The 26,200-nt window shown below is 67.1% G+C and carries 19 protein-coding genes; 8 read left to right on the top strand and 11 right to left on the bottom strand.

Annotated features, from left to right (window positions below; all coding sequences use genetic code 11):
- Window positions 1-79: 79 nt before the first annotated feature.
- The gene (gene adhP / locus ABGX75_RS05850) at window positions 80-1,108 is read right to left on the bottom strand and encodes an alcohol dehydrogenase AdhP (protein WP_011508203.1); all 1,029 of its coding nucleotides are present in this window, start codon (window positions 1,106-1,108) and stop codon (window positions 80-82) included.
- A 133-nt stretch (window positions 1,109-1,241) separates the two neighbouring features.
- Window positions 1,242-2,762 carry an aldehyde dehydrogenase family protein gene (locus tag ABGX75_RS05845; protein WP_128691384.1) on the bottom strand — a complete coding sequence of 507 codons (1,521 nt, stop codon included), beginning with the start codon at window positions 2,760-2,762 and terminating at the stop codon, window positions 1,242-1,244.
- A gap of 266 nt (window positions 2,763-3,028) precedes the next feature.
- Between ABGX75_RS05845 and ABGX75_RS05840 the strand changes: the two genes are divergently transcribed.
- Window positions 3,029-3,985: an AraC family transcriptional regulator gene (locus ABGX75_RS05840; RefSeq protein WP_011508205.1), complete on the top strand. Its 957-nt coding sequence runs from the start codon at window positions 3,029-3,031 to the stop codon at window positions 3,983-3,985.
- 239 nt (window positions 3,986-4,224) lie between these two features.
- Window positions 4,225-5,031 carry a hypothetical protein gene (locus ABGX75_RS05835; protein WP_011508206.1) on the top strand — a complete coding sequence of 269 codons (807 nt, stop codon included), beginning with the start codon at window positions 4,225-4,227 and terminating at the stop codon, window positions 5,029-5,031.
- Window positions 5,032-5,173: 142 nt separating this feature from the next.
- Here ABGX75_RS05835 and lptG read toward each other — a convergent pair whose 3' ends face one another.
- Together lptG and lptF are read right to left on the bottom strand one after the other, a co-directional pair.
- Entirely contained in the window at window positions 5,174-6,238 is a 1,065-nt protein-coding gene (gene lptG, locus ABGX75_RS05830) for an LPS export ABC transporter permease LptG (RefSeq protein ID WP_347411251.1), read from the bottom strand.
- Complete coding sequence (gene lptF / locus ABGX75_RS05825) at window positions 6,235-7,317, bottom strand: LPS export ABC transporter permease LptF (protein ID WP_110062031.1); 1,083 nt, start codon at window positions 7,315-7,317, stop codon at window positions 6,235-6,237. Before lptF ends, lptG begins: the two co-directional genes overlap by 4 nt.
- Before the next feature lie 208 nt (window positions 7,318-7,525).
- Here lptF and ABGX75_RS05820 point away from each other — a divergent pair, with 208 nt between their 5' ends.
- The 5 genes from ABGX75_RS05820 (at window position 7,526) to ABGX75_RS05800 (ending at window position 14,664) form a co-directional block, all read left to right on the top strand.
- Window positions 7,526-9,049 (top strand): leucyl aminopeptidase, encoded by a 1,524-nt coding sequence (locus tag ABGX75_RS05820; RefSeq protein ID WP_347411250.1) that lies wholly within the window; start codon window positions 7,526-7,528, stop codon window positions 9,047-9,049.
- Window positions 9,050-9,263: 214 nt separating this feature from the next.
- Window positions 9,264-10,364: a branched-chain amino acid aminotransferase gene (locus ABGX75_RS05815; RefSeq protein WP_347411249.1), complete on the top strand. Its 1,101-nt coding sequence runs from the start codon at window positions 9,264-9,266 to the stop codon at window positions 10,362-10,364.
- 64 nt (window positions 10,365-10,428) lie between these two features.
- Window positions 10,429-11,169, top strand: a complete 741-nt coding sequence (locus ABGX75_RS05810) for an SDR family oxidoreductase (RefSeq protein ID WP_011508211.1) — start codon at window positions 10,429-10,431, stop codon at window positions 11,167-11,169.
- A 97-nt stretch (window positions 11,170-11,266) separates the two neighbouring features.
- Window positions 11,267-11,719 (top strand): DNA polymerase III subunit chi, encoded by a 453-nt coding sequence (locus ABGX75_RS05805; protein WP_011508212.1) that lies wholly within the window; start codon window positions 11,267-11,269, stop codon window positions 11,717-11,719.
- Between the two features lie 101 nt (window positions 11,720-11,820).
- Window positions 11,821-14,664, top strand: a complete 2,844-nt coding sequence (locus ABGX75_RS05800) for a valine--tRNA ligase (RefSeq protein WP_347411248.1) — start codon at window positions 11,821-11,823, stop codon at window positions 14,662-14,664.
- Window positions 14,665-15,017: 353 nt separating this feature from the next.
- Here ABGX75_RS05800 and ABGX75_RS05795 read toward each other — a convergent pair whose 3' ends face one another.
- The 7 genes from ABGX75_RS05795 to ABGX75_RS05765 form a co-directional block, all read right to left on the bottom strand.
- The gene (locus ABGX75_RS05795) at window positions 15,018-15,833 is read right to left on the bottom strand and encodes an ion transporter (protein WP_347411247.1); all 816 of its coding nucleotides are present in this window, start codon (window positions 15,831-15,833) and stop codon (window positions 15,018-15,020) included.
- Between the two features lie 65 nt (window positions 15,834-15,898).
- Window positions 15,899-17,716 carry an aminopeptidase P family protein gene (locus ABGX75_RS05790; RefSeq protein ID WP_347411246.1) on the bottom strand — a complete coding sequence of 606 codons (1,818 nt, stop codon included), beginning with the start codon at window positions 17,714-17,716 and terminating at the stop codon, window positions 15,899-15,901.
- 3 nt (window positions 17,717-17,719) lie between these two features.
- The gene (locus ABGX75_RS05785) at window positions 17,720-19,306 is read right to left on the bottom strand and encodes a peptide MFS transporter (RefSeq protein WP_347411245.1); all 1,587 of its coding nucleotides are present in this window, start codon (window positions 19,304-19,306) and stop codon (window positions 17,720-17,722) included.
- A 224-nt stretch (window positions 19,307-19,530) separates the two neighbouring features.
- On the bottom strand, window positions 19,531-22,554 hold the full coding sequence (glnE, locus tag ABGX75_RS05780; protein WP_347411244.1) for a bifunctional [glutamate--ammonia ligase]-adenylyl-L-tyrosine phosphorylase/[glutamate--ammonia-ligase] adenylyltransferase: 3,024 nt from the start codon (window positions 22,552-22,554) through the stop codon (window positions 19,531-19,533).
- Between the two features lie 257 nt (window positions 22,555-22,811).
- Window positions 22,812-24,287 (bottom strand): sodium:solute symporter family protein, encoded by a 1,476-nt coding sequence (locus tag ABGX75_RS05775; protein WP_347411243.1) that lies wholly within the window; start codon window positions 24,285-24,287, stop codon window positions 22,812-22,814.
- 2 nt (window positions 24,288-24,289) lie between these two features.
- Window positions 24,290-24,469 carry a hypothetical protein gene (locus tag ABGX75_RS05770; protein WP_011508219.1) on the bottom strand — a complete coding sequence of 60 codons (180 nt, stop codon included), beginning with the start codon at window positions 24,467-24,469 and terminating at the stop codon, window positions 24,290-24,292.
- A 61-nt stretch (window positions 24,470-24,530) separates the two neighbouring features.
- Window positions 24,531-24,902, bottom strand: a complete 372-nt coding sequence (locus tag ABGX75_RS05765) for a diacylglycerol kinase (protein ID WP_011508220.1) — start codon at window positions 24,900-24,902, stop codon at window positions 24,531-24,533.
- Window positions 24,903-25,162: 260 nt separating this feature from the next.
- Here ABGX75_RS05765 and ABGX75_RS05760 point away from each other — a divergent pair, with 260 nt between their 5' ends.
- Window positions 25,163-26,140, top strand: coding sequence for an MDR family oxidoreductase (locus tag ABGX75_RS05760; protein ID WP_011508221.1), 978 nt, complete (start codon window positions 25,163-25,165; stop codon window positions 26,138-26,140).
- Window positions 26,141-26,200 lie beyond the last annotated feature (60 nt).

Below are 26,200 nucleotides of genomic sequence, written 5' to 3'. Positions count from 1 at the left end.
GGAAGCGGCAAAGCATGAGTCGGACGCGACTCAGTTACGTAAAAGCCAGTACGTGGCAGCGGTCTCGAAACGTGGCGGCTCAGCCCGTCATGTCCAGCACGATCCGCCCTTCGATCTTGCCGTCGAGCATGCGCTGGAAGACGTCATTGATGTTTTCCAGCTTCTCGGTGGCGATGGTGGCCTCGACCTTGCCTTGACCGGCGAAATCAAGCGCTTCCTGAAGGTCTTGTCGAGTGCCGACGATGGAGCCGCGCACGGTGATGCCGTTGAGCACCGTATCGAAGATCGGCAGCGGGAAGTCGCCCGGCGGCAGGCCATTGAGCACCAGGGTGCCGCCGCGACGCAGCATGCGCTGGGCCTGATCGAAGGCCTTGGGCGACACCGCAGTGACCAGCGCGCCATGAGCCCCGCCGATCTCGCGCTTGAGGGTCTCGGCCGGATCGGCCTTCGAGGCATTGACGACGACGGTGGCTCCCAGGCGCTCGGCCAGCGCCAGCTTGCCGTCATCGATATCCACTGCGGCCACATTGAAGCCCATGGCCCTGGCGTATTGCACCGCCATGTGGCCGAGACCGCCGATCCCCGAGATCACCACCCACTGCCCGGGACGGGCGTCGGTCATCTTGAGCCCCTTGTAGACCGTCACGCCGGCACACAGCACCGGCGCGATTTCCAGGAAGTCGACGTTGTCCGGCAGCCGCCCCACGTAGTTGGCATCGGCCAGGGTGTAGTCGGCGAAACCGCCGTTCACCGAGTAGCCGGTGTTCTGCTGCGACTCGCACAGGGTCTCCCAGCCCCCCAGGCAGTGCTCGCAATGGCCGCAGGTAGAATAGAGCCATGGCACGCCGACACGGTCGCCTTCCTTGACGTGCTTGACGCCCTCGCCCACCGCCACGATATGGCCGACGCCCTCGTGGCCGGGGATGAAGGGTGGGCTGGGCTTGACCGGCCAGTCGCCGTGGGCGGCATGCAGATCGGTGTGGCACACGCCCGAGGCGGCCACCTCGACCAGAATTTCTCCCTGCTGCGGTCGCGGGGTCGCAACTTCCTCGATCACCAGCGGTTCGCCGAATTGGCGGACCACGGCAGCTTTCATCGTCTTGTCCATTGTCGTTTCTCCTCGGTCGGCGGGCAGCCGAACGCCGCGCGCCTTCGAGTTCGCCGAAGCCGTGATGGAGCGATGACTCCACTATTGATGAAACGGGAATGCCGTTCGGGGCAGTGCCCCGAACGGCTCAGGCTCAATAAAGCCCCATCGGGTCGTGGCTGTAGGAGACCAGCACGCACTTCACCTGCTGATAGTGGTCGAGCATCAGCTTGTGGGTCTCGCGGCCGATGCCTGATTTCTTGTAGCCCCCGAAGGCGGCATGCGCAGGGTACTGGTGGTAGCAGTTGGTCCACACGCGCCCGGCCTGAATGCCGCGTCCCAGGCGGTAGGCGCGGTTCATGTCCTGCGTCCAGACCCCGGCGCCCAGCCCGAACTGAGTATCGTTGGCGATGGCCAGCGCTTCTTCCTCGTCACGGAAGGTGGTGATGGCGAGCGTCGGGCCGAAGATCTCCTCCTGGAAGACGCGCATGTCGTTGCGGCCCTTGAGCATGGTCGGCTGCACATAGAAGCCTCCCGCCAGCTCGCCCTCGAGCGTGGCCTTGCCACCGCCCAGCAGGCACTCGGCACCCTCTTCGCGGCCGATGTCCATGTACGAGAGGATCTTGTCGAACTGCTCCTTGGAGACCTGGGCGCCGATCTGCGTCTCGGTGTCCAGCGGATTGCCCTGGCGGATAGTCTTGGCGCGTTCGATGGCGCGGGCCATGAACTCGTCGTAGATCGACTCGTGGACCAGTGCGCGGGAGGGGCAGGTGCACACTTCGCCCTGGTTGAAGAAGGTCATCAACAGGCCTTCGATGCATTTCTCGGCGAAGGCTTCGCCGTGCGAGAGCACATCCTCGAAGTACAGGTTGGGCGACTTGCCGCCCAGTTCCAGCGTCGCCGGAACGATCCGCTTGGCGGCGTTGGCCATGATCTTGCTGCCCACCGGGGTCGAGCCGGTGAAGGCGAGCTTGGCGATGCCCTCGTGGGTCGCCAGGGCTTCGCCGGCCTCCTCGCCCAGACCGTGCACCACGTTGATCACGCCCGCCGGCACCAGATCGGCGATGAGCTCGAGGAAGACATTGATCGAGGCCGGTGTCTGCTCGGCGGGCTTGAGCACCGTGCAGTTGCCGGCGGCCAGTGCGGGCGCCAGCTTCCACGCCGCCATGAGGATGGGGAAGTTCCAGGGGATGATCTGGCCCACCACGCCGTAGGGCTCGTGGTAGTGATAGGCGACGGTGTGCTCGTCGATCTCGCTGATGGTGCCTTCCTGGGCACGCAGGCACCCGGCGAAATAGCGGAAGTGATCGGCCACCAGCGGGATGTCGGCGCCGCTGGTTTCGCGGATCGGCTTGCCGTTGTCCCAGGTTTCGGCCACAGCGAGCTTCTCGATGTTCTGCTCGACCCGGTCGGCGATCTTGAGCAGCACATTGGCGCGCTCGGCGGGCGGCGTCTTGCCCCAGGCGGGTGCGGCCTTCTGCGCGGCTTTCACCGCACGGTCGATATCCGCCGCGGAGGAACGCGGCACCTGGCAGAAGACCTCGCCGGTCACCGGCGTGATGTTGTCCAGATAGCGGCCGTCGGCGGGGGCGACCCACTCGCCGCCGATGAAGTTCTCGTAACGCGACTTGAAGTCGACGACGGCACCCGGGGTGCCGGGACGTGCGTGAATCATGGCGTGTCTCCTTGAGCGAATGCGCATGGCCCCGCCGTCTCATTCGCTGCGGCGCTGGGCCGCGTGGAATGGGCGGGTGTCATGAATGGGTGGGCATCATGTAATGAGTGCCCGCGCATCGCTTTCAGCATGGCGCGTCCCAGCGGCGCCGACTTGCCTGCCAGTCTCCGACGTTTGTCTGCCAGTCTCAGACCTCGACTTTGCCTACACTGCAGGGTAGGCGTGATCGTCACGCCCCTGCCGTCGGTACCGTCGAGGAGTTCGCCATGCATGCCGTTCCGCCGTCCGATTCCCTGACGCCTCGCGTCCCGTCGCCCGGCACGCTCGAGCGTCTGACGGACACGCCGCGCACGCGGCGCCTGATCGAGAACCGCATCTGCTATGCCGGCCCGCATGCGGAACTGTCGGTCTACGACACCTGGTGGCCCGCGCGGGACGTCGCGCTGAGCGCCGAGCGCGTGCTGTATTGCGGCATGCTCAAAGGACGCAAGGTGATGCATGGCGCGACCGAGGAACCGGAGACCTTTCTGCCGGGCGAGAGCTTCGTCCTGGCGCCGTACCAGGAAGTGCGCATCGATTTCCCCGAGGCACGCCCGGATGCGCCCACCACCTGCATGACCATCGACCTCGATCCGGCGCGCGTGCACGCCCTCAGCGAACGCCTCAACCAGTCGCATCCCCGCGATAAAGAGCTCGGCGAATGGCATTACGCGCCGCGCGCCCTGCACGTACCGCATGGCCCGTCCACGCAGTCCCTCATCGAGCGCCTGATGGGACTGTTCCGCGAAAACCATCCCGACCGCGATGCCCTGATCGGCCTGGGCATCGACGAACTCATCGTGCGCCTCCTGCGCACCCAGTCACGCGAACTGCTGCTCGCCGACGCCCGGCAGACCCCGCCGCGCCATGGCCTGGCGGCCGCGCTGGCGTGGCTGGAACGCCATCCCGAGCAGCCGCTCGACGGCGCCCAGTTGGCCCGCGAAGCCTGCATGAGCAAGGCGCGTCTGTACCGGCTGTTCCAGCGCGAGGTCGGCTGCACACCGGGGGAATATCAGCAGCGCCTGCGCCTGGCGCGTGCCCGTCAGTGGCTGCGCGACGCCGACGCGCCCATCACCGAGATCTGCTATTCGCTCGGTTATCGCAGCCTCAGCCACTTCACGCGGCGCTTCAAGGCCGCCTACGGCCTGACGCCCGGCGACTACCGGCGTCTGCTCATTGCCTGAGCCCGGTGAGTGCCCCCTGTATCGGCACTCGCTTGGTCAAGGGACTTGCATTTCCATGCACGGCCGCTAGGATAGATAACGTTTTATTATCCCATCCCCGGTAATAAAAAATTCCTCGTGATACCCCGCACGTGGTAATCAAAGGGTGTCACGCGGAATTCGTCGACGGGGGGAACCGTTCGCGCCGTGAGGCGCAATGCCCATGCGCGCATAAGCACGCACACAGCAAGAGAGACCCCATGACGTTACGTCACGCCGAAAGCGGCGATGCTTCACGCCTCGACCTTGATCTCACGCCTTTTCAGAAAGACGGCCAGTGCTATGGCGATTACCACCGCCTGCCGCTCGACCCGATGCTCAAGCGCCTTCATGTCCAGGCGCGTCGCGCCGGCCTGGCGGATGCCTCGCTGGAAACCCGCGACCTGATGAGCCACATGGCGCTGGACGAGGACCATATCGTCACCCAGGAAATCTCCGGACGCGTGTGGCGCTACAACGTCGGCTACTCCGAGACGCCGAGCCAGCTCGAACCGGCGCTCGATGCCTTCAACGAGCGCATGCTCGAGGAACCGCTGCCCAGCGCGCTGGCACGCCTCACCGAGTCCTGGGTCTACATGCCCGGCCAGCTCGATGCCGGCAACGCCCAGCGTACCGAAGTGCTGTGGATGGACAAGCCCGCCCGGGCGCGCTATCGCCTCGAACAGGTCCAGCACTGGTTTCGCACGCTGCGCGACAACTCAGAGCGCCTGGAGGGCGATTGGCTGGCCTGGCACTTGACCCATCTGCCGCTGACCCAGGCCCCGGTCATCGACAGCGTGGATGCCTTCGGCAAGCTCGCACGTCTCGACCTCGGCGAGCGTCAGGCACTCGGCCCGCTGGACTTCACCCGCTATCAACATGGCGTGTGCCAGGAAGGCATGGGGCTGGCGATCACCCACCTGCCCCGTCGCCTGGATGCCCTCGCGACGCTCGACGACGCCCTGGTGATGCATCGCGGCCAGGTGGAGAACGTGCTGGCACGGCTCGACCGCGCGCTCGCGGACTGAGCGCTTTTCGACGAGCGCCGTCTGAAACGTCGCAAGCGCGATACACCTCACTGAACGCACAACGCCCCCGGCGCCGAATACGGCACCGGGGGCGTTGCGTCATGTCGCGCGGTTGGTGTCGAACGAGTCGACGGCCGGGCGATCAGCCGGTGCGTCGGAGCAGGACGATCCCCAGCACGTAGCACGCCACGGTGGGCACCAGCACCGCGAAGATCGGGGAGAAGCCGAACAGCATCGAGGCCGGGGCCAGCAGATCCTGCAGGTACTTGAACGAGACCCCCACGATGATGCCGTAGAAGACGCGCGTGCCGGCGGCGACGGTGCGCAGCGGGCCGAACACGAACGACGCGGCGACCAGCATCAGGCCCGCCAGGGTGAACGGCAGCAGCATCTTCTGCCAGAAGTACAGCAGCGGCTGCGTGGCCTCGAGCCCCTGGTTGCCCAGGTAACTGGCGTAGCGCCACAGGTCGCTGGGCGACTGGCTCTCCAGAGGGCGCAGCAGGCGATTGAGCTGGGCGGGGGTAAACGAGGTCTCCCAGGCCTGGCGCGGCTGGCTGTCGACCACGGTACGGCCGTCCTCGAAGCGGGTCGTGTCGACATTGACCCACTGCCAGCTGCCGTCCTCCCAGACCGCGCGGTCGGCATGCGAGGCGCTGACCAGCTGCGTTCCGTCGAAATGGTAGCGGGTGACATCGATGACCACGTCGTCCGCGCGGATGGTGCCGAAGCGATAGAAGTCATCGCCCTCGCGCTGCCAGCCGCCGCGTTCGGAGAGGATCGCGCCCTCGCCCTCGAGCTGCTCCAGACGCCAGGCTTCCGCGTACTGCTCGGTCACCGGGCTGACCCATTCGCTGATCGCCATGGTCACGATGATCACCAGCCCCAGCGGCTTCATGGCCCCCCACAGGATACGCGCCAGCGAGCGCCCGGAGGCGCGCATCACCGTCAGCTCGTTGCTGGAGGCCATGCTGCCCAGGCCGATCAACGCACCGATCAACACCCCCACCGGGGCGTACTGATAGAACCGCCACGGCAGGCGCATCAGCAGATACAGCAGGACGTCCAGCGCCCCGTAGTCTCCCTCGACGTCGCCGAGATCGTTGATGTAGGAAATGACCAGGTCCAGCCCCAGGATCATCACCTGCACGACCAGCATGGCCGACAGCACGTTGCGGGCGATGTAGCGATCGAAGCGGTCGAAGATCATGTCCGGCCTCCCCGGCGCTGGTCACGGCGTGTCATCCAGACTCCCAACAGCAGGTATCCCAGGTGAATCGGCCACATGCCGATGGTCGGCGCCAGCGAGCCACGCGCGATGGCGTCCTGGGCCGCCAGCAACAGGCTCAAGTAACTGATGTGCAGGAAGATCGCCGGCAGCAGCTTGGCGAAGCGCCCCTGCCGTGGGTTGACCCGCGACAGCGGCAGGGCCAGCAGGGTGAGAATCGGCACCATCAACGGCATCGACAGCCGCCACTGCAGGTTCGCCCAGGCCTCGCTGCCGCCACGTTCGAGCAGTTGAGGCGTCGAGGTCAGCTCGGCCGCCTGCAGATCGACCCGTTCGCTGGCCTGCGACAGACGCACCGCGTAGGTGTCGAACTGCACGCGCTCGGCGACGTGATTGCCCGGCTCGACGCTGTAGCGCTCGCCGTCGGTGAGTACCAGAAAGCGGCTGCCGGTGTCGTCGTCGACGGTCTGATAGCCCCCGTCGGCGCGCGTGACCACCGTCTCCGGCGTGCCGTCGCTGCGCGGCTGACGCTCGCTGATGAACACGCTTTCCATGCGCGAGCGGTCGTCGTTGAGGCTCTCGGTGTAGGCGGTGCGTCCGCTGCCGAACTCCTGGAAGCGCCCCGGCTGCAGCACCGAGAAGTCGAGCCGGCTCTTCTGCTCCTCGAGCACCATTTCGTTGTGGCGAGCGCCGTTCGGCGTCAGCCACAGGCTGCACAACGCCACCAGCAGGGCAACGAGCAACGCCGGCCACAGCGTCACCCGCAGCAGGCGGTTGGGGCTGATCCCGCAGGCGACCAGCACGGTGATTTCGCTGTTCAGATACAGCTGCCCGAACGCCAGCAGAATGCCCAGAAAGAACGACAGCGGCAGCACCAGCTCCATGAAGCCGGGCAGGTGATAGAGCATCAGGGTGCCCAGGATGCTGGCGGGAATGTCCCCCTGGGCGGCATCGCCGAAGTAGCGGATGAAGCGACTGCCCATGATCACCAGCAGCAGCACGCCGGCCACGGCGGCCATGGTGGCGAGGATCTCGCGTGTCAGATAGCGGAATACGATCAAACGTCTTCTCCCGGGTCGGCTCCCTGGTCCACGCGGCCCCTTGGCGAACCGCGTGCAGCCTTCGACCACCCTCCCCATGCATTGCGTTCCGGCTTTGCGTACACTGGAGTACGTTCAGCGCCGGCATCCTTGTCGGCATTATCCAGAATCCCCGGACACTTGTCTCGCCACGAGACAGGTCATGTCAGCCCAGTCGTTTGGAGACGCCATGGAATTCCCCGTACTCACCGTCAATCCGGCCAAAATCGAAACGGCATGTCTGGTCGTGCCGGTCTTCAAGGATGGTGACCTGCTACCCGCGGCGGACAAGCTCGACGACGCCAGCGAACGCCTGATCGGCCAACTGCTCGACCGGGGCGACTTCGAGCCCAGCCTCGGCAACGTGCAGCTGATCCCGTTCGCGCCCGGCCTCGGCGCCGAGCGCCTGCTGCTCGTCGGCCTCGGCGAGCGCGCCAAGTGCAGCGAGAGCCAGCTCATCAAGGCCCTGGATGCCGCGTTCGGTGCCATCGCCAAGCTGCCGCTGGATGACGTGGCGGCGACCTTCACCGACGTGCCCGTCGGCGAGCGCGACACCGCCTGGAAGGCCCGCGTGACGCTGGAGGCCGCGCACCGTGCCTGCTACCGCTTCGACGAGTTCAAGTCGGAGCCCGCACCGGCGCCCCGCCTCTCCAGCCTGACGCTGCTGGTCGGCGACGAGGACCAGGCCGCCCAGGCCGAGCTCGGCGCGCGCGTGGGCGCGGCCGTCGGCGAAGGGGTCTCCCTGACCCGTACGCTGGGCAACCTGCCCGGCAATGTCTGCACGCCGCGCTATCTCGCCGACCAGGCCCAGCGTCTGGCCGATGGCGCAGACGGTGCGCTGAACGTCGAGATCCTCGACGAGGATGCGCTGGAAGCACTGGGCGCCAATGCCCTGCTCGCGGTCGGCCAGGGCAGCGCGGAGCCCTCGCGGCTGATCGTCATGGAATATCGCGGCGCCGAGGACCCGGAAGAAGCGCCGCATATCCTGGTCGGCAAGGGCATCACCTTCGACTCCGGCGGCATCTCGCTCAAGCCGGGGGCCGGCATGGACGAGATGAAGTTCGACATGTGCGGCGCCGCCAGCGTCTTCGGCACCATGAAGACGGTGCTCGCGCTCAAGCCCAGGATCAATGTCATCGGCGTGGTGGCAAGTGCCGAGAACATGCCCGACGGCCGCGCCATCAAGCCCGGCGACATCGTCAAGACACTCAAGGGGCTCAACGTCGAGATCCTCAACACCGACGCCGAAGGACGGATGGTGCTGTGCGACGCGCTGAGCTATGTCGAGCGTTTCAAGCCCGCCAGCGTGGTGGACATCGCCACCCTGACCGGTGCCGCGATCATCGCGCTTGGTCATCATGCCTCTGGGCTTCTGTCCAACGACGACGACCTGGCGCTCGACCTGCTCGACGCCGGCGAGAACGCCTGGGACCGCGCCTGGCACCTGCCGCTGTGGGACGAGTACCAGAGCCAGCTGGATTCCAACTTCGCCGACCTGGCCCACATCGGCGGCCGCCCCGCCGGTACCATCACGGCAGCCTGCTTCCTGTCGCGCTTCGCCGATGCCTATCCGTGGGCGCACCTGGACATCGCCGGCACCGCCTGGGCCTCGGGCGACAAGAAAGGCGCCAGCGGGCGGCCGGTGGGTCTGCTGACCCAGTACTTGCTCGACCGCGAAACCGAAGCCGCCGAGACGCGTCCCAGCGTCGAGTGATGCTTCGCAGGCAACTATTTGCATGCTAACGTAAACCTCAGGCGTGTCGGACTTTCCCCCTCCGACGCGCCTGTGTCATTCTCGGCGTCCGTGCGGCCGCCGGAGGTGACGATTTTTGCACCCGCGTTCTTCGCCGATGGCGCGCAACGTCAACGCGGTATTGCCCAGCGCAGGCATTTTGTAGACCCCCTCTTGGATGCAACGGAGAACTTCAGTGACCACTTCAGGCTTCGACCTACGGCCTAACGCCCACCCCACGGATGCCGCCCTGCGCGAGACGATTCTCGAGAATCCCGGCTTCGGGCGTCACTTCAGCGACCACATGGCCCACATTCGCTGGACGGTCGATGCCGGCTGGCACGGCCACGAAGTCCGCCCCTACGGGCCGCTGACGCTGGACCCCGCGGCGGCCGTGCTGCACTACGCCCAGGAGATCTTCGAAGGCATCAAGGCCTATCGGCATGCCGACGGCTCGGTGTGGACCTTCCGCCCCGAGAAGAACGCCGAGCGTTTCCGTGCCTCCGCGCGTCGCCTGGCGCTGCCGGAACTCTCCGACGAGGACTTCATCGGGTCGCTCAGGGCGCTGCTCGCCCAGGACAACGCCTGGGTGCCGACGCCGGCCAGCGCCACCGAGGAATCCAGCCTCTACCTGCGTCCGTTCATGATCGCCAGCGAGACCTTCCTGGGCGTGCGTCCCTCCCACGAGGTCGACTACTACGTCATCGCCTCGCCGGCGGCGGCCTACTTCAAGGGCGGGGTCGACCCGGTCTCCATCTGGCTGTCCTCGCATTACAAGCGGGCCGCGCCGGGGGGCACGGGCTATGCCAAGTGTGGCGGCAACTACGCGGCTTCGCTGGCGGCCCAGAAGGAAGCCGAGGCCCACGGCTGCGCCCAGGTGGCCTTCCTCGACGCCGCCGAGAACAAGTGGATCGAGGAACTCGGCGGCATGAACCTGTTCTTCGTGTTCAAGGACGGGCGAATCGTCACGCCCAAGCTGACCGGCACCATCCTCGAAGGCGTCACCCGCGACTCCATCCTGGAGCTCGCCAAGGACCAGGGCCTGACGCCCGAGGAACGCCACATCAGCATCGACGAGTGGCGTGCCGGCGCAGCCTCCGGCGAGATCACCGAGGTCTTCGCCTGCGGGACCGCCGCCGTCATCACCCCGGTCGGCGAGCTGCGCAGCGAAGACGAGAACATTCGCCTCAAGGCGGACAGCGGTGGCGAGGTCGGCAAGCGCCTGCGCAAGGAACTCCTCGACCTGCAGTACGGCCGCAGCGAGGACACGCGCAACTGGCTGACGCGTCTGGCCTAACGCACCCGCGCACGACGGCCCGGCCCGGCCGTGCCGTCCCCTTTTCCACGGCAAGGAGGTCACGATGACGAAAGTGATGCTGATTACCGGCGCCGGTCGCGGCATCGGTGCCGCCACCGCCAAGCACGCCGCGCAAGCGGGCTATGCCGTTGCCATCAACTACCGCAGCGACAAGGCGTCGGCCGAGGGGGTCGTGAGTGACATCGAAGCCTCGGGCGGACGCGCCATCGCCATTCAGGCCGATGTTGCCGACGAGGCGGACATCGTCGCCATGTTCGAGACCGTCGACCGCGAGTTCGGGCGTCTCGACGTGCTGGTCAACAACGCCGGCATCGTCGACCAGATCAGCCGCGTCGACGAGATGAGCTTCGAGCGTGTCGACCGCATGATGCGCATCAACGTGACCGGTCCGTTCATCTGCGCCCGCGAGGCGATCAAGCGCATGTCCACCCGCCATGGCGGCCAGGGCGGCGCCATCGTCAACGTCGGGTCGGCCGCCTCGCACCTCGGCGGTGCCAGCGAATACGTCGATTACGCCGCCTCCAAGGGCGCCATCGACACCATGACCGAAGGTCTCGCCAAGGAAGTCGCCGGCGAAGGCATCCGGGTCAACGGCGTGCGCCCCGGCGTGATTCGCACCACCATTCACGCCAGTGGCGGCAACCCCGACAAGCCCGATGTCGCCGGCTCGGTGATTCCCATGGGGCGCATCGGCGAGCCCGAGGAAATCGCCAACGGCGTGCTGTGGCTGGCCGAGGCCGGCTTCACCACCGGGGCGTTGATCGATATCGACGGCGGCGTTTAGTCGCCATCGATTGGCTGCGCGTCGCCCAGGCGGCGTTGAATCCAGCGCCCAGGCGCGTAGCGCCGCTCTTACCACTGACGACTCCCCGAAGGGGCCCATGACTCAAGTCGATTTCTACATCTTGCCCGATACCACGCTGGACGCGCGGCTGGCCTTCGCCTGCCGCCTGGCGGAGACCATTCATCGCAAGGGCTATCGGCTGCATATCCACACCGAGGACGAGACCATGGCGCGCGAGCTCGACGAGCGGCTGTGGACCTTCAAGCCCGAGAGCTACCTGCCCCACGCGGTGCTGGGCGACGATGTCTCGCCCGAGCCGCCCGTGACCCTCGGCTGGGAAGCGCCGCCCGCGCCCGGTGTGGAGGCGATGCTCAACCTGCATCCCGAGATCCCCGAGTGGTTCTCGCGCTTCGAGCGCGTCGCCGAGATCATCAACCAGCATCAGGACGTGCTGACCGCCAAGCGCGCCTGCTGGCAGACCTATAAAAAGCGCGGCTACCCCGTCAAGGCCAACGACCTCACCGGCTCGTCGCGCCACGCGACGGGCTGAGCGCGCCATGACGCCACCCCGCTTGCGGGGTTATACTTGCCGGCATTTTTCGCCACGGCCGCGGGCCGTGTTGACGTCATTTCGAGAGCCGACCGACGCCCATGGACAAGACCTACCACCCCGATCAGATCGAAGCGCGCTGGTATCAGCGCTGGGAAGACGCCAACCGTTTCGCCCCCTCGGGCCAGGGCGAACCCTACTCGATCATGATTCCGCCGCCCAACGTGACCGGCAGCCTGCACATGGGCCACGCCTTTCAGGACACCATCATGGACACCCTGATTCGCTGGCGGCGCATGCAGCAGCGCAACACGCTGTGGCAGGTGGGCACCGACCACGCCGGCATCGCCACGCAGATGCTGGTGGAACGCAAGGTCGCGGCGGAAGACGGCAAGAGCCGCCACGAGCTGGGGCGCGAGGCCTTCACCGACAAGATCTGGGAGTGGAAGCACGAATCCGGCGGCCATATCACCCGTCAGCTGCGCCGCATGGGCGCCAGCGTCGACTGGTCCCGCGAGCGCTTCACCATGGACGACGGCTTCTACAAGGCAGTGCAGGAAGTCTTCGTGCGGCTGTTCGACGAGGGCCTGATCTACCGCGGCAAGCGCCTGGTCAACTGGGACCCGACGCTGCATACCGCGATCTCCGACCTGGAGGTCGAGAACAAGGACCAGCAAGGCCAGTTCTGGCATTTCCGGTATCCGCTGGCCGACGGCGTAACCACCGATGACGGTCAGGATCACCTCATCGTCGCCACCACGCGTCCCGAGACCCTGCTCGGCGACACCGGTGTGGCCGTCAACCCCGAGGACCCGCGCTACGCCTCGCTGATCGGCAAGTTCGTCGAGCTGCCGCTGGTGGGCCGGCGGATTCCCATCGTCGCCGACGAGCATGCCGACATGGACAAGGGCTCGGGCTGCGTGAAGATCACCCCCGCCCACGACTTCAACGACTACGAGGTCGGTCGCCGCCAGCAGCTGCCGCTGATCAACGTCTTCACCCCGGACGCCAGCATCCTGCCCCGCGCCGAGGTCTTCGACATCCAGGGCCGTCCGCTCGCCGACATCGACACCTCGCTGCCCTCCGCCTATGTCGGGCTCGACCGCTTCGCGGCGCGCCAGGCCATCGTCGACGACATGCAGGCCGCCGGGCTGCTGGCGCAGATCGAAACCGTCAACAACACCCTGCCGTTCGGCGACCGCTCCGGCGACGTCATCGAGCCGCTGTTGACCGATCAGTGGTTCGTGGCGGTCGAGGAACTGGCCAAGCCGGCCATCGCCGCGGTGGAGAACGGCGATATCGAGTTCGTGCCCAAGAACTACGAGAACATGTACTTCGCCTGGATGCGCGACCTCCAGGACTGGTGCATCTCGCGCCAGCTGTGGTGGGGGCATCGCATTCCGGCCTGGTACGACGCGGATGGTAACGTCTTCGTGGCGCGCAGCGCCGAGGAAGCCCGCGACAAGTACGGCCTCGCCGCCGACGTGGCCCTCACCCAGGACGAAGACGTGCTGGACACCTGGTTCAGCTCCGGGCTGTGGACCTTCGCCACCCTCGGCTGGCCCGAGCAGACGCCGGAACTCGAGACCTTCCACCCGTCCAGCGTGCTGGTCACCGGTTTCGACATCATCTTCTTCTGGGTCGCGCGGATGATCATGATGACCCTGAAGTTCACCGGCGAGGTGCCCTTCAAGAAGGTCTACGTGCATGGCCTGGTGCGCGATGCCCAGGGCCAGAAGATGTCCAAGTCCAAGGGCAACGTGCTCGACCCCATCGACCTGATCGACGGCATCGACCTGGACGCGCTGATCGACAAGCGCACCGGCAACATGATGCAGCCGCAGAAGGCCAAGGCCATCGCCAAGGCCACCCGTGACGAGTTTCCCGACGGCATCGAGCCCCACGGCACCGACGCGCTGCGCTTCACCTTCCTCTCGCAGGCGACCACCGGGCGCGACATCAAGTTCGACATGGGCCGCCTGGATGGCTACCGCAACTTCTGCAACAAGCTATGGAACGCCTCGCGCTACGTGCTGATGAACGCCGAGGGCGAGGACTGCGGCCTCGAGGGGGAAGTGGAGCTGTCGCTGGCCGACCGCTGGATCGTCTCGCGCCTGCAGCAGACCGAGGCGCAGGTGACCCGCGCGATGGAAGAGTTCCGCTTCGACCACGCCTCGCAGGCGCTCTACGACTTCGTCTGGAACGAGTATTGCGACTGGTACCTGGAACTCTCCAAGCCGGTGCTGTGGGACGACAACGCCACCGCCGCCGCCAAGCGCGGCACACGTCGCACGCTGGTGCGGGTGCTGGAGACCATCCTGCGGCTGGCGCATCCGATGATGCCGTTCATCAGCGAGGAAATCTGGCAGCGTGTCGCCCCCCTGGCCGGCACCCACGCCGGCGGCGACGACTCGATCATGGCTCAGCCCTGGCCCCAGGCCGACGACAGCCGGATCGACACCCAGGCGACCCGCGACATCGAATGGCTCAAGGGGGTGATCGTCGCCGTGCGCAACATCCGCGCCGAGATGAACATCGCCCCCGGCAAGCCGCTCGAGGTGCTGCTCACCAAGGGCGACGAGACCGACCGGGCGCGCCTGGAAGCCAACCGGCTGTTCCTCTCCAAGCTGGCCAAGCTCGACAGCGTCACCTGGCTCGACGATCCCGACCAGGCTCCCCTGTGCGCGACGCAACTAGTCGGCGACATGGAAGTCCTGGTGCCCATGGCGGGGCTGATCGACAAGGACACCGAGCTTGCGCGCCTGGCCAAGGAAATCGACAAGCAGGACAAGTTCATCGGCGGCATCGAGAAGAAGCTCGGCAACGAGGGCTTCATCAGCAAGGCCCCCGCCGAGGTGGTCGACAAGGAACGCGCCAAGCTGGCCGAGGCCCAGGCACACCGCGCCACCCTCGCCGAACAGCGCGACAAGATCGCAGCACTGTAAGCGCTGACATATCCACCGGCGCCACGATCACGCCCATGCGGTTCACGCCGCATGGGCGTTTTCGTGTTATCGGGCGCCAAGCGCCCCACGTCAAAAGGGCCCTGTCTCAGACGCGCGGCGACGTCAAAAGCCCGCCGTAAAACGGTATGAAAGATGCTTCGGAAGGCATAAAAAAACCCGCGCCTGGGGCAGGGCGCGGGTCGAGGCAGGGTACTACTAGGGGTTTGCATCGCGAACCGATGCAGGAATGAAACGCCTGGTGAGCACCAGACGCTGCCTACTTTATCGCCGGGCGCGGCTAGCCACCAATAATTTGTTAGCATGATAGCGATAGCGCGATTCAATGGCTCGGCTCAATCCTCGCGAGACGGCGCCTGCTGCCCCGCTGCATGACGCTCGGCCGCTTCCGCGTCACGGGTCTCGAGGGTGCGCTTCAGCGCCGCGACTTCACCGTGCAGGCTTTCGATCTGCCGGGAAAGATGCCGCATCATCTCGCGGTCCGCCTTGTGCTGGCGCGACTCATGCTCGCTCTCATCGGAGATCACCAGCGAGCCGATGTACGCCGCGAAACTCCCGAACAGCCCCACGCCGCCGACCATGAGCAGGACCGCCACGACACGGCCCAGGGTGGTGATCGGGTAGTAATCGCCATACCCCACCGTGGTCACCGTCACGAACGCCCACCACAGCGCCTCCTCGGCGGTGTCGATGGGACTTTCCGGGTGCGGCGACTCGACCAGCAGCATGGTGATCGCCCCGAACGCCACCAGCAGCAGCGTGGCGGTGGCCGCCGAGGCGAACATGCCCTCGGCCCGATTGCGGAACAGCAGTCGCCAGATCAGGCTCAGCGACTTCACCGCGCGGATCACCCGCAGCATCTGCACGACGCGAAACAGCCGCGCTCCCTGGAAGGGCCCCGGTGGAATGCAGGCCAGCAGGTCCAGCCAGCCCCAGCGCATGTAGCGCCACTTGTCGGGAGCGGCGCGAAAGCGCAGGCAGAAATCCGCGAAGAAGAACACGCACACCACCCAGTCCATGTACGTCAGCAGGCGCGAGACTTCTTCGGGCAGCGTCAGGAACAGGTCCGCCAGCAAGGCGCCGATCACGTAGAAGGACAGGACCAGCACGACCAGCTGGAACGGTGTGATACGTTCTTGGGTGACCGCCATGCGCTTCCCCTTCTCGCCTCTTTTCGCTTCGCCGCGTTTCACGCCCACGATGTTTCAGGCAGAGCTCAACGGGCAAGCGGCGCCGTGCGCTGCTCGAGCCAATCGCGCGCCGGCCCCTCGACCCTGGGCAACAGGCGCCGACGAACCTCGTCATGATAGGCATCCAGCCAGGCGATTTCCGCCGCGTCCAGCAGGGACATGTCGAGGGCCCGGGTGTCGATGGGGCACAGGGTGAGCGTCTCGAAACGCAGGAAGTCGCCGAAGTCGCTGGCCTCGTCCGGGCGATTGACCACCAGGTTCTCGATGCGCACGCCCCACTGCCCCGGCCGATAGACGCCCGGCTCGATCGAGGTGATCATGCCGGGCTGCATGGCCGTCTGCGGCGTCACCGGCGCGTACCACGCGATGACCTGAGGCCCCTCGTGGACGTTCAGGAAATAGCCCACGCCATGCCCCGTGCCATGGCCGTAGTCGAGCCCCGCGGCCCACAGCGGCGCACGGGCGATGGCGTCCAGCTGCGGCGAGGGAATGCCGCGCGGAAAGCGGGCGCGCGACAGCGCGATGGTGCCCTTGAGCACGCGGGTGAAATCGCGCCGGTGCGCGGCATCGATCTGGCCCACCGGTACCACGCGCGTGATGTCGGTGGTCCCGCCCAGGTACTGGGCGCCCGAATCGATCAGCAGCAGGCCATCGCCCTCGATGACCGAATGCGCCGCCGGGGTGGCGTGATAATGCGGCAGCGCGCCATTGGCGTTGAAGGCCGCGATGGTCGCGAAACTGCGCGAGACGAAGCCGTCGCGTCGCGCGCGCTCGGCGGTGAGCCGCTCGTCGACGGTCAACTCGGTCACCGTCTCGCCGTCGGCCAGCGCCGCTTCCAGCCAGGCGAAGAAGGCGCACAGCGCAGCGCCGTCTTCCTCCATGGCGTGGCGCACGTGCTCGATGTCGCGGTCGCTCTTGCGGCTCTTGGCGAGCGTGCTCGGCTGCATGGCCTCGACGAAGGACACGCCCGCCGGCACCGCCTCCGTCAACGCCAGGCTGACCCGCGCCGGATCGATGAGCAGGCGCGCGTCATGGGGCAACGCCGCGAGGGCCGACGCCACCTCGGTGTAGTCGGCCACCTCGATGCCGTCCTCGGCGAGTGCTTTGATCAGCGCCGTGCCCAGCTTGTCCGGCGCGACGAACAGCGTGGCGCGTGCCTGCTCGACGAGCAGGTGGGCCAGGAACACCGGATTGAAGTCGACATCCGCTCCGCGCAGGTTGGTGAGCCAGGCGACATCGTCGAGGGTCGAGACCAGGTGGGTGTCGGCGCCCTGCTCCTCCATTTTCTCGCGCAACGCCGCCAGCTTTTCGCGCCGCGCGGTATCCACGTAATCGCTCGGGTGGGCGCGCACCGGCGCCTCGGGCAACGCCGGCCGATTCGGCCAGATGGCATCGAGCAGATCCCGATGGCCTTCCCAGCGAATGTCGGCCGGCGCCAGGTGGGCCTGCAGCTGGCGCACCGTGGCCAGCGACACCACCGCGCCGTCGAATCCGACGGTGGCGCCGGGCGCCAGTTGCTCGACGAGCCACGCCATGGGCCGCTGCGCCTGGCCGGGCTGGAGCTTCATCAGCTCGATGCCGCTGCCCGCCAGCTGCTGCTCGGCCTGGACCCAGTAGCGGCTGTCCACCCACAGCCCGGCCGCCTGCTGGGTGACCACCAGCGTGCCCACCGAGCCGTCGAAACCCGACAGCCAGGCTCGCCCCTGCCAATGCTCGGGCAGGTATTCGGAACTATGCGGATCGGAAGACGGCAGCCACCAGGCATCGACGGCGTTCTCGCGCATGGTCTCGCGAAGCGCGGCCAGGCGTTCGGCAGGTGTCCGGGGATGTTCACTCAACGACATGCGTCAGGCTCCGGTGTTGGTTTGGGCAGATGCATCGGCACCCGCGGGATCGACGGTAGGATTGCCTTTCAGCATACGCTTGATGACCGGCGTTAGCAGCGCCAGCAGGACCGCGCAGGTGACCAGCGCCACCGCGCAGCGCGCGAACAGCTCCGGCAACTGCTCCAGTTCCTCGGCGTTGACGTGCCCACCGATCAGGCCGGCGACCAGGTTGCCCAGCGCCGAGGCGGTGAACCACAGCCCCATCAACTGGCCTCGCAGCTTGACGGGGGCCAGCGCGCTCATGGTCGACAGCCCGACCGGGCTCAGGCACAGCTCGCCGATGGTCAGCAGCAGCAGGCTCCCGGTGATCCACAGCGGCGAGACCTGCGCCGCGCCGCCGGCCACGCGCATGGCCGCGAGCATCATCAGGGCGAAACCGCCGGCCGCGAACAGCAGTCCCAGCACGAATTTCACCGGGCTGCCGGGTTCCAGGCGACGCCGCCCCAGCGCCGGCCACAGCCAGCCGAAGAGCGGCCCCAGCAGGATGATGAACACCGGATTGAACGACTGGAACCACACTGCCGGCACTTCCCAGCCGAACAGCATGCGGTCGGTATAGTCATGCGCGAACAGGTTGTAGGACGTCGGCTGCTGCTCGAAGGACGCCCAGAAGAACGCCGCCGCCATGATCAGGATGAAGCACACGACGATGCGCGCCCGTTCCTGCTTGTCGAGCCCGCTGAAGGCGAAGAGATAGACGAAATAGCCCAGCGCGCAGACGATGATCACGGTGGTCATGGCCTCGGCGATCGCCACCGCGTCGAGCACGATCGCGCCATTGGCGACCAGGGCGATGAACAGCGCGCATGCCACCGCCAGGGCAGCCACGTAATACCCCACGCCCCGCCGATGCACCGCCGGTGCGTCCCAGCTGGCGGCACGTCCCCGCAGGCTGTCGGCGCGGCGCATGGCGGGAATCGCCGACAAGCGAAAGATCAGCAGCGCCAGCAGCATGCCCAGGCCACCGATGCCGAAGCCCCAGTGCCAGCCGTACTCCCGCATCAAGAGACCGGTGAACAGCGGCGCCATCAGTCCGCCGATGTTGATGCCCATGTAGAAGATCGCGAAGCCGCCGTCGCGGCGCACGTCGCCCTGATCGTACAGGCTGCCCACCATGACCGAGATGCACGACTTGAACAGCCCCGAGCCGAGCACGATCAGCACCAGGCCAATGAAGAACCAGGTCGCGCCCCACACGGCGGAGAAGGCGATCGACAGATGGCCCAGGGCAATCAGGACCGAGCCATACCAGACGGCGCGTCGCTGCCCCAGCCAGTTGTCCGCCAGCCAGCCGCCGGGCAGCGCCGACAGATAGACGGCACCGGCGTAGATGCCCACGATGGCCGAGGCCGTCTCGCGCGAGAAACCCAGGCCGCCCTCGAATACCGTGGCGGCCATGAACAGCACCAGCAGCGGGCGGATGCCGTAGTAGGAGAAGCGCTCCCACATTTCGGTGAAGAATAGCGGTCCCAGCGCACGCGGGTGGCCCGCGAAGCCCCGATCCTCGCCGGATCGGAGCGATGCTGCATCATCCGTGGTAGAGCGCATTGGAGTGTCTGCCTCGTTGAGAACTTTCAGGTTGTGCCCGACGATCGCCACGCCTTGTGAGCGTGCGGCGAAACAAAACGGCGATGGCACGCATGCCATCGCCGGAGGCGGACTATAAAGTTTACACGCGAATGATCAACACCCAACTTTTGTCGTACTAACGATTCCCCCGCTCATCATGAGACAGAAAACCAACACGGCGTGACACGATGAAACGCCGGCGCTCAGCGCGAGGCATCGTCCTCCTGCATCCACTGGGCCCAGATGGCGCGCACCCGCTGCCGATGGGCGTCGATGTCCGCGATCTCGACCTGGCTGCCGGCCTTGGCCAGCGACGCGCGATGGCTGAGGCCACGATAGGTGAGATACGCCTCGCGCAGCTCGCGTGCCTGATCGGCGGGCAGACGACCGACACTTTCCAGCGTCTCGAGGATGCGCATGTTGTCGCTGTACGTCAGCATCTCGGGCGTCTCGGCGCCCAGGGCCAGGACGGCGTACTGGCAAAGGAATTCGATGTCCACCATGCCGCCCGGGTCCTGCTTGAGGTGAAACACGCCCTGACGTCCGGCCTGGTCGCTGCTGCCCAGGTGCGTGCGCATCTTGCGGCGCATCGCCACCACCTCCTCGCGCAGCGCCTCGACCTCGCGGGTCTGGCCCAGCACCTCGCGCCGCAGCGCCTCGAAGCGCTCGCAGAGCGCCGGGTTGCCGGCGATGGCACGCGCGCGCACCAGCGCCTGGTGTTCCCACGTCCAGGCCTGCTGGCGCTGGTAATCGGCGAACGCCTCGAGCGTCGTCACCAGCAGCCCGGCATTGCCTGACGGCCGCAGTCGCATGTCGACCTCGTACAGCGAGCCGCTGGGCGTGACGGCGGTCAGCAGGTGAATGATGCGCTGCCCCAGCCGCGTGAAGAACACCGCGTTGTCGAGGGATTTGGCGCCATCGGTACTCCCCCGGGGGTCGGCGTCGTGCAGGAACACCAGGTCCAGGTCCGAACCGTAGCCCAGTTCGATGCCGCCCAGCTTGCCGTAGCCGACGATGGCAAAACTGGCGTCATCGCTCGTGCGTTCGCCATCACGGCGCGCCGGATAACCGTACTTGCGCGTGACATGGGTCCAGGCCATCGCCAGCACCTGCTCCAGCACCACCTCGGCGATGAAGGTGAGATAGTCGCTGACCTTCATCAACGGCCGTGCGCCGACGATGTCGGAGGCCGCCACGTGCAGCACCTGGGCATGCTTGAAGATGCGCAGCGCCTCGAGCTGGGCTTCCTCGTCGTCCGCGGGAATGCGCGACAACGCCTGGCGCAGTTCATCGGCCAGCTGCTCCTTGTCGGCGGGGGAGTACAGCGTGGCGGGATGCAGCAGTTCATCGAGCAGCACCGGGTGCCGCGCCAGTTGCTCGGCGATCCACGGGCTGGCGGCGCACAGGCGGATCAGTTGACGCAACGCATCGGGGTTTTCACGCAGCAGCGCCAGGTAGGCGGTGCGTCGCAGGACCGCCTCGATCAACGGCAGCACGCGCTCGAGGGCCATGTCCGGCGCCTCGCTTTCCGCGACCGCATCGAGCAGCAGCGGCATCAGGGCGTCGAGACGTGCGAATCCGATACGCTGCATGCTCGCCACGGCGCGCGATTGCCACAGCTTGCCGAGACGCTCATGCGCCGCCGCGGGCGTGGCGAATCCCAGGCTGTCCAGCGTTTCCCGGGCTTCCTCGTCGGTCAGCTCGAGCCGCCACAGCGCGCCCAGTTCCTCGCGGGAGGCGTCCTCGCATGCCACGGCCGCGTCCTCCTCCTCGGGCGGCGCGATGACCGCGTCGAAATGCTCGCGCACTCGCCCGCGCGCCTCCTCGAGGCGCGCCACGAGCGCGGGCCAGTCCTCCATGTCGAGCGCCAGAGCCAGGCGCTCGCGGCCCAGCACCGTGTCGGGCAGGGTCTGGGTCTGGCGATCCTTCTGCGCCTGCAGGGCATGCTCGAGATCGCGCAGGAAGGCGTAGTCGACACGCAGCGTCTCGGTGACCTCGGGCGGCAACAGCTCCAGCGTGGCCAGACAGTGCAAGGCCGCGGCCAGCGAGGTGAGCTGCAACTCGGTATCGCGGCCGCCGCGAATCAGCTGGAACGCCTGGACCACGAACTCCACCTCGCGGATGCCGCCGGGGCCGAGCTTGATGTTGTCGGCCATGCCCTTGCGTTTCACTTCGCGGTTGATGAGGCGCTTCATTTCGCGCAACGACTCGATGGCGCCGAAATCCAGATACTTGCGATACACGAAGGGGCGCAGCGCGGCGAGCAGCTCGTCGCCGGCCTCGCGGTCGCCGGCCACCGGCCGTGCCTTGAGCATGGCGTAGCGCTCCCACTCGCGTCCCTGGTCCTGATAATAGCTGGCCAGGGTAGCGAAACTGCCGACCAGCGGACCGCCATCGCCGAGCGGACGCAGGCGCATGTCGACCCGGAAGGCAAAGCCCTCGTCGGTGACCGCATCCAGAGCGGCGATCAGTTTCTGTCCCAGCTTGGTGAAATACTCCTGGTGCGAGAGCTCGCGGCGACCGCCCTGCGTCTCGCCGTCTTCGGCGTAGGCGAAGATCAAATCGATATCCGAGGACAGGTTGAGCTCGCCGGCGCCCAGCTTGCCCATGCCCAGCACCACCAGCCGCTGGGGCGATCCATCGCCACGCGGCGCGGGCGTCCCCCAGCGCGGCGCGTAGTGGCGCTCCAGCCAGCCCAGCGCGCCCTCCAGGCAAATCTCCGCCAGCTCGCTGACGGCACGCGCCGTGGCCCACATGCCGGCCTCGCCGGCCTGACCGCGCGGCGCACGGCACAGGTCGCGCCACACGATGCCCAGCATGCGCAGACGCCGGAAGCGCCGCACCGCGGCCTGCATGGCGGCCTCGTCCTCGGCGCCATCGAGGCGTTCGGCGAGCTCCGCTTCCAAGGCCTCGCGCGACGGCGGCGCATCCAGCTCGCCATCGGCGTCCAGGGCCGGCAGCCAGGAGGGATCTCGGGCCAGGGTCTCGGTGGCAAAATCGGACAGCGCCACGACGCGCGCCAATTCGGCGCGGCGCGGCTCGGCAAGCGCCTGCCAGGCGGCACTCGGCATGTCTTCCTGGGCGCTCTCGTCGTCGCCGGCCTTGGCCGCCGCGACGCGGTCGGCCATGGCCAGGGCGTCATGCAAGCGCTCACCGGCCTCGGCCAGGGCATCATGCAGGGGCGCGGGGATATCGGCCTGGGGCAGCAAACCGTTGAGCAGGGCCATGCCATTCTCCTATCGACGTTCCTGTGCCGTCCCGGTCAAGCGCCGGGGGGCGGCGTGATAGGCCCAGCTTAGGGAAACACTGCATAAATGTCTGCACGGATGAATCGCCGCGTTACGCGGTACTCGAAGGCTCGCCCGACCCCATGTCGTGTCTCGCCTTCTGTGCACCGAACGCCTTGCGCTTCCTGCTGTTCGGCTATTTATCCAGCGCCCCTGGCGGAGCGGGTCGCTCGGCAGAAACCACCCGCCCGGTCATCTCAACGTCGCCACGGCAAGGCCCGCTCGGCGGTCGCGATGAAGGTGTCGGCGGTATGCCGCGGCGCGGCCGTGCAGAGGCTGACCGCCACGAACAGGGCCGCCGCCACGGGCAGCGCCCAGATGCCCGGCGGCCACCCCAGCGGCGTGGCACCGGTCGCGTAGAGCCCCAGCACCCAGACGCCCCCGCCCAGCATGCTGGCCAGTGCCCCCGCCGCGGTGCCTCTCCGCCAGAAGAAGGCACCGATCAGGGCCGGCACGGTGACCACCAGCCCGGTCGAGGCGGCCACCGAGAGCACGGCGATCAGGTCAAGACGCAGCTCGGCGAAGCCCAGTGCCAGCAGCGCGATCACCGGCAACACCATCTTGCCGGCACGCAGCTGGCGTCGCTCGTCGCCACCGTCCCGAGTCATGGCATAGACGTCGCGCGACAGCATCGACGACAACGTCAGCATGATCGAATCGATGGTCGAGACCGCCGCCGCCAGGATGCCCACCATCACCACGACGCCCAGCACGGGTGGCACGTGGGCGGAGGCCAGCAGCGTCGGCGTGGCCAGGTCCGAACTCGCCAGGTCGGGAAACGCGATCAGCGCCGAGAAGCCCCACATCACCGAGACGACGGTGTACACCAGACCGAAGCACAGGAAGCCGATCAGCATCCGGCGCATGGCGGGCAGCGACGCCGGCATGAACAGTCGCTGGCTGACCTGCGGATTGGAAAGGCTGAAGAAGAACCACGGAATCGTCAGACCCAGGAACGTCGCCGGCGTGAAGAGCCCCGAGCCGGGCACCGTCAGGGCCTCGGGATGCTCGCGGGCGAGCGTCTCGAACACGGCGGCGAAGCCGCCCAGTGACGCCACCACCAGCAGCGCGACCAGCGTGGCGGCGACGATCATCAACAGCGCCTGCAGCGCATCGGTCCACATCACCGACCGGATGCCGGCAATGAAGGTGAAGAGCAGCGCCAGGGCCGTGGCGACCGCCACGCCCGTGGTGAAGCCGATCGCGCCATCGGTCATCCCGCTGAGCAGGTACCCCACCCCGGCCAGCTGCACGGCGGCGTAGGGAATCAAGAAGAGGCTGCTGACCAGCGCCATGACGACGGCCACGGCGCGATTCGCGTAGCGGTGGCCCAGCATCTCGCTGGGCGTGACGAAACCGAACGCCTTGCCCACCGCCCAGAAGCGCGGCCCGAAGATCGCCACCAGCGACACGCCGGCGAAGTAGACGATCTCGAATCCCAGCGCCCCCACGCCGCCGGCATAGGTCAGCCCCGCCAGTCCGACCATCATGAACGCGCTGTAGGTGGTCGCGCTGTAGCTCAGCGCCGAGACCAGCCCGCCCATCCGGCGTCCGCCGAGGAAATAGTGTGCCATGTCGGGCGTCTGCGAGCCGCGCTCCCGCGACCGCCAGGCCACCCCCAGCGCAATCAGCGTGTACAGGATCACCGCTCCCCAGACGAGCGTCGGCGTCATGCTCATTTCTCCTTGAACGCGGCGGTGACGAGCAGATTGAGCAGCACCACGGCGACCCCGACCAGCAGCCAGAACAGCAGGCTGCCGTACCAGGCCTGAACGTGGCTCAGCAAGGTGTAAGGGACGATCACGGCGGCCAGGACGAGCGCGCCGAGCAATGCAAATCCTAGGCGTCGGGACATGACGATCCTCATGCGCGGCGAGCCGGAGCCGCCGCATGGTGGAAACACTGACGCACAGGCATCAGCCGAAGAATTTCTGCCAGGCCAGCAATACCCAGGTCAATCCCGCCATGATCAGCGAGATCATCACCGCGGCGGAACCGATGTCCTTGGCGCGCCCGGACAGTTCATGGTGCTCGGGACCGATACGGTCGACCACATTCTCCACCGCGCTGTTGAGCAACTCCACCATCAGCACCAGGGCGCAGCTGCCCACCAGCAGCAACCACTCCACGGGCGAGCTCCCGATCCACCAGGCCAGGGGCAGCAGGATCACGCAGATGCCGACTTCCTGGCGGAACGCCGTCTCGTTGCGAAACGCGGCGCGCAGCCCTTTCAGGGAGTAGTGCGTGGAATCGATCAGGTGGCGAAAACCGCTTTGGCGGGGTTTCATCGTGCGCGGTCCTCACGCGTGGGGTTATCGAACGCCGGGCATGGCGGCTCTCTTCCGGCGGCGCGGGCGAGGGCAGCAACGCGCACGACCAGCCGCCGATGGTAACAGAGGGGCGACGACAGGCAACGCCGACGATGCACCTCGCCATGCCGCCAAGGTCGCGTTGTCGACACGCCGGGGCCGGAGCTAGGCTGAGCCTAACGCCTGCGTTGCCGCTGCCAACGCTGTCCAGCACGTCATTCGATCAGCAAGGAGTTCCCATGCCACGTGCCCTCATGCTCCACGACGAATCCCCGCGCGCCCGTCTCGAGACGCTCGACGAAGACCGGTTGCCGGAGCGTGCGGTTCGCGTCGCCATCGACTATTCGGATCTCAACTACAAGGATGCCATGGCGGTCACCGGCCAGGGCAAGATCGTGCGCGACTATCCCCTGGTGCCGGGCATCGACTTCGCCGGCACGGTGACGGCGTCAACAGATGCGCGATTCGATGCCGACGACCGTGTCATCCTGACCGGCTGGGGCGTCGGCGAACGCTACTGGGGCGGGTTCGCCGAGGCCATGCGCGTCGATGCCGACTGGCTGGTGCCCTGCCCGCGTCCGTTGAGCACGCGCGAGGCGATGCTGTTCGGCACGGCGGGGCTTACCGCGATGCTCAGCGTCATGCGTCTGCAGGAGGCGGGCCTCAGTCCCGGCGACGGCCCCGTCGCGGTCAGTGGCGCCAGCGGCGGCGTGGGCAGCTGGGCGGTCTCGATCCTCGCCCATGAGGGCTTCGAGGTGCATGCCATCACCGGCAAGCCCGACCAGGGCGACTGGCTGACCCGGCTCGGCGCCGCGCAGGTGCTGGCACGCGACGACTTCACCGAGCGCGGCCGCCCGCTGGCCTCGACCCACTGGGCGGGCGCCGTCGATACCGTCGGCGGCCAGGTCCTGGCCAACTTGCTGGCGCAGATGCGCTATGCCGGCAAGGTCGCCGCCGTCGGCCTGGCCGGCGATGCCGCGCTGCCGACGACGGTGATGCCCTTCATCCTGCGCGGCGTGGCATTGCTGGGGGTGGACAGCGTGTACATTCCCTTCGAGCGACGCCGCGCCGCGTGGCAGCGTATCGCGGCCTTGCCCAATGCCCTGTTGACGCACATGCAGGTCGAGGAGATCGGCCTCGAGGACGTCGAGTCACAGGCGCACGCCATGATCGAGGGGCGCACCCACGGGCGTCTGCTGATCGATCCGCATCGCTAGGCCGCGCCCGAATTGCCGGGCGCCCGGCAACGACCCTCGCCCGCACGCAGAAGGCGACGA

Source organism: Chromohalobacter sp., from assembly GCF_039830575.1.
Lineage (GTDB): Bacteria > Pseudomonadota > Gammaproteobacteria > Pseudomonadales > Halomonadaceae > Chromohalobacter > Chromohalobacter israelensis.
The sequence above is the reverse complement of the archived record's forward strand: the minus strand, read 5'-3'. Positions and strand labels throughout refer to the sequence as shown.

Coding starts and splice junctions, on each gene's coding strand:
- adhP (WP_011508203.1), bottom strand. CDS start 1,108: ATGGACAAGACGATGAAAGCTGCCGTGGTCCGCCAATTCGGCGAACCG.
- ABGX75_RS05845 (WP_128691384.1), bottom strand. CDS start 2,762: ATGATTCACGCACGTCCCGGCACCCCGGGTGCCGTCGTCGACTTCAAG.
- ABGX75_RS05840 (WP_011508205.1), top strand. CDS start 3,029: ATGCATGCCGTTCCGCCGTCCGATTCCCTGACGCCTCGCGTCCCGTCG.
- ABGX75_RS05835 (WP_011508206.1), top strand. CDS start 4,225: ATGACGTTACGTCACGCCGAAAGCGGCGATGCTTCACGCCTCGACCTT.
- lptG (WP_347411251.1), bottom strand. CDS start 6,238: ATGATCTTCGACCGCTTCGATCGCTACATCGCCCGCAACGTGCTGTCG.
- ABGX75_RS05820 (WP_347411250.1), top strand. CDS start 7,526: ATGGAATTCCCCGTACTCACCGTCAATCCGGCCAAAATCGAAACGGCA.
- ABGX75_RS05810 (WP_011508211.1), top strand. CDS start 10,429: ATGACGAAAGTGATGCTGATTACCGGCGCCGGTCGCGGCATCGGTGCC.
- ABGX75_RS05805 (WP_011508212.1), top strand. CDS start 11,267: ATGACTCAAGTCGATTTCTACATCTTGCCCGATACCACGCTGGACGCG.
- ABGX75_RS05800 (WP_347411248.1), top strand. CDS start 11,821: ATGGACAAGACCTACCACCCCGATCAGATCGAAGCGCGCTGGTATCAG.
- ABGX75_RS05795 (WP_347411247.1), bottom strand. CDS start 15,833: ATGGCGGTCACCCAAGAACGTATCACACCGTTCCAGCTGGTCGTGCTG.
- ABGX75_RS05790 (WP_347411246.1), bottom strand. CDS start 17,716: ATGTCGTTGAGTGAACATCCCCGGACACCTGCCGAACGCCTGGCCGCG.
- ABGX75_RS05785 (WP_347411245.1), bottom strand. CDS start 19,306: ATGCGCTCTACCACGGATGATGCAGCATCGCTCCGATCCGGCGAGGAT.
- glnE (WP_347411244.1), bottom strand. CDS start 22,554: ATGGCCCTGCTCAACGGTTTGCTGCCCCAGGCCGATATCCCCGCGCCC.
- ABGX75_RS05775 (WP_347411243.1), bottom strand. CDS start 24,287: ATGACGCCGACGCTCGTCTGGGGAGCGGTGATCCTGTACACGCTGATT.
- ABGX75_RS05770 (WP_011508219.1), bottom strand. CDS start 24,469: ATGTCCCGACGCCTAGGATTTGCATTGCTCGGCGCGCTCGTCCTGGCC.
- ABGX75_RS05765 (WP_011508220.1), bottom strand. CDS start 24,902: ATGAAACCCCGCCAAAGCGGTTTTCGCCACCTGATCGATTCCACGCAC.
- ABGX75_RS05760 (WP_011508221.1), top strand. CDS start 25,163: ATGCCACGTGCCCTCATGCTCCACGACGAATCCCCGCGCGCCCGTCTC.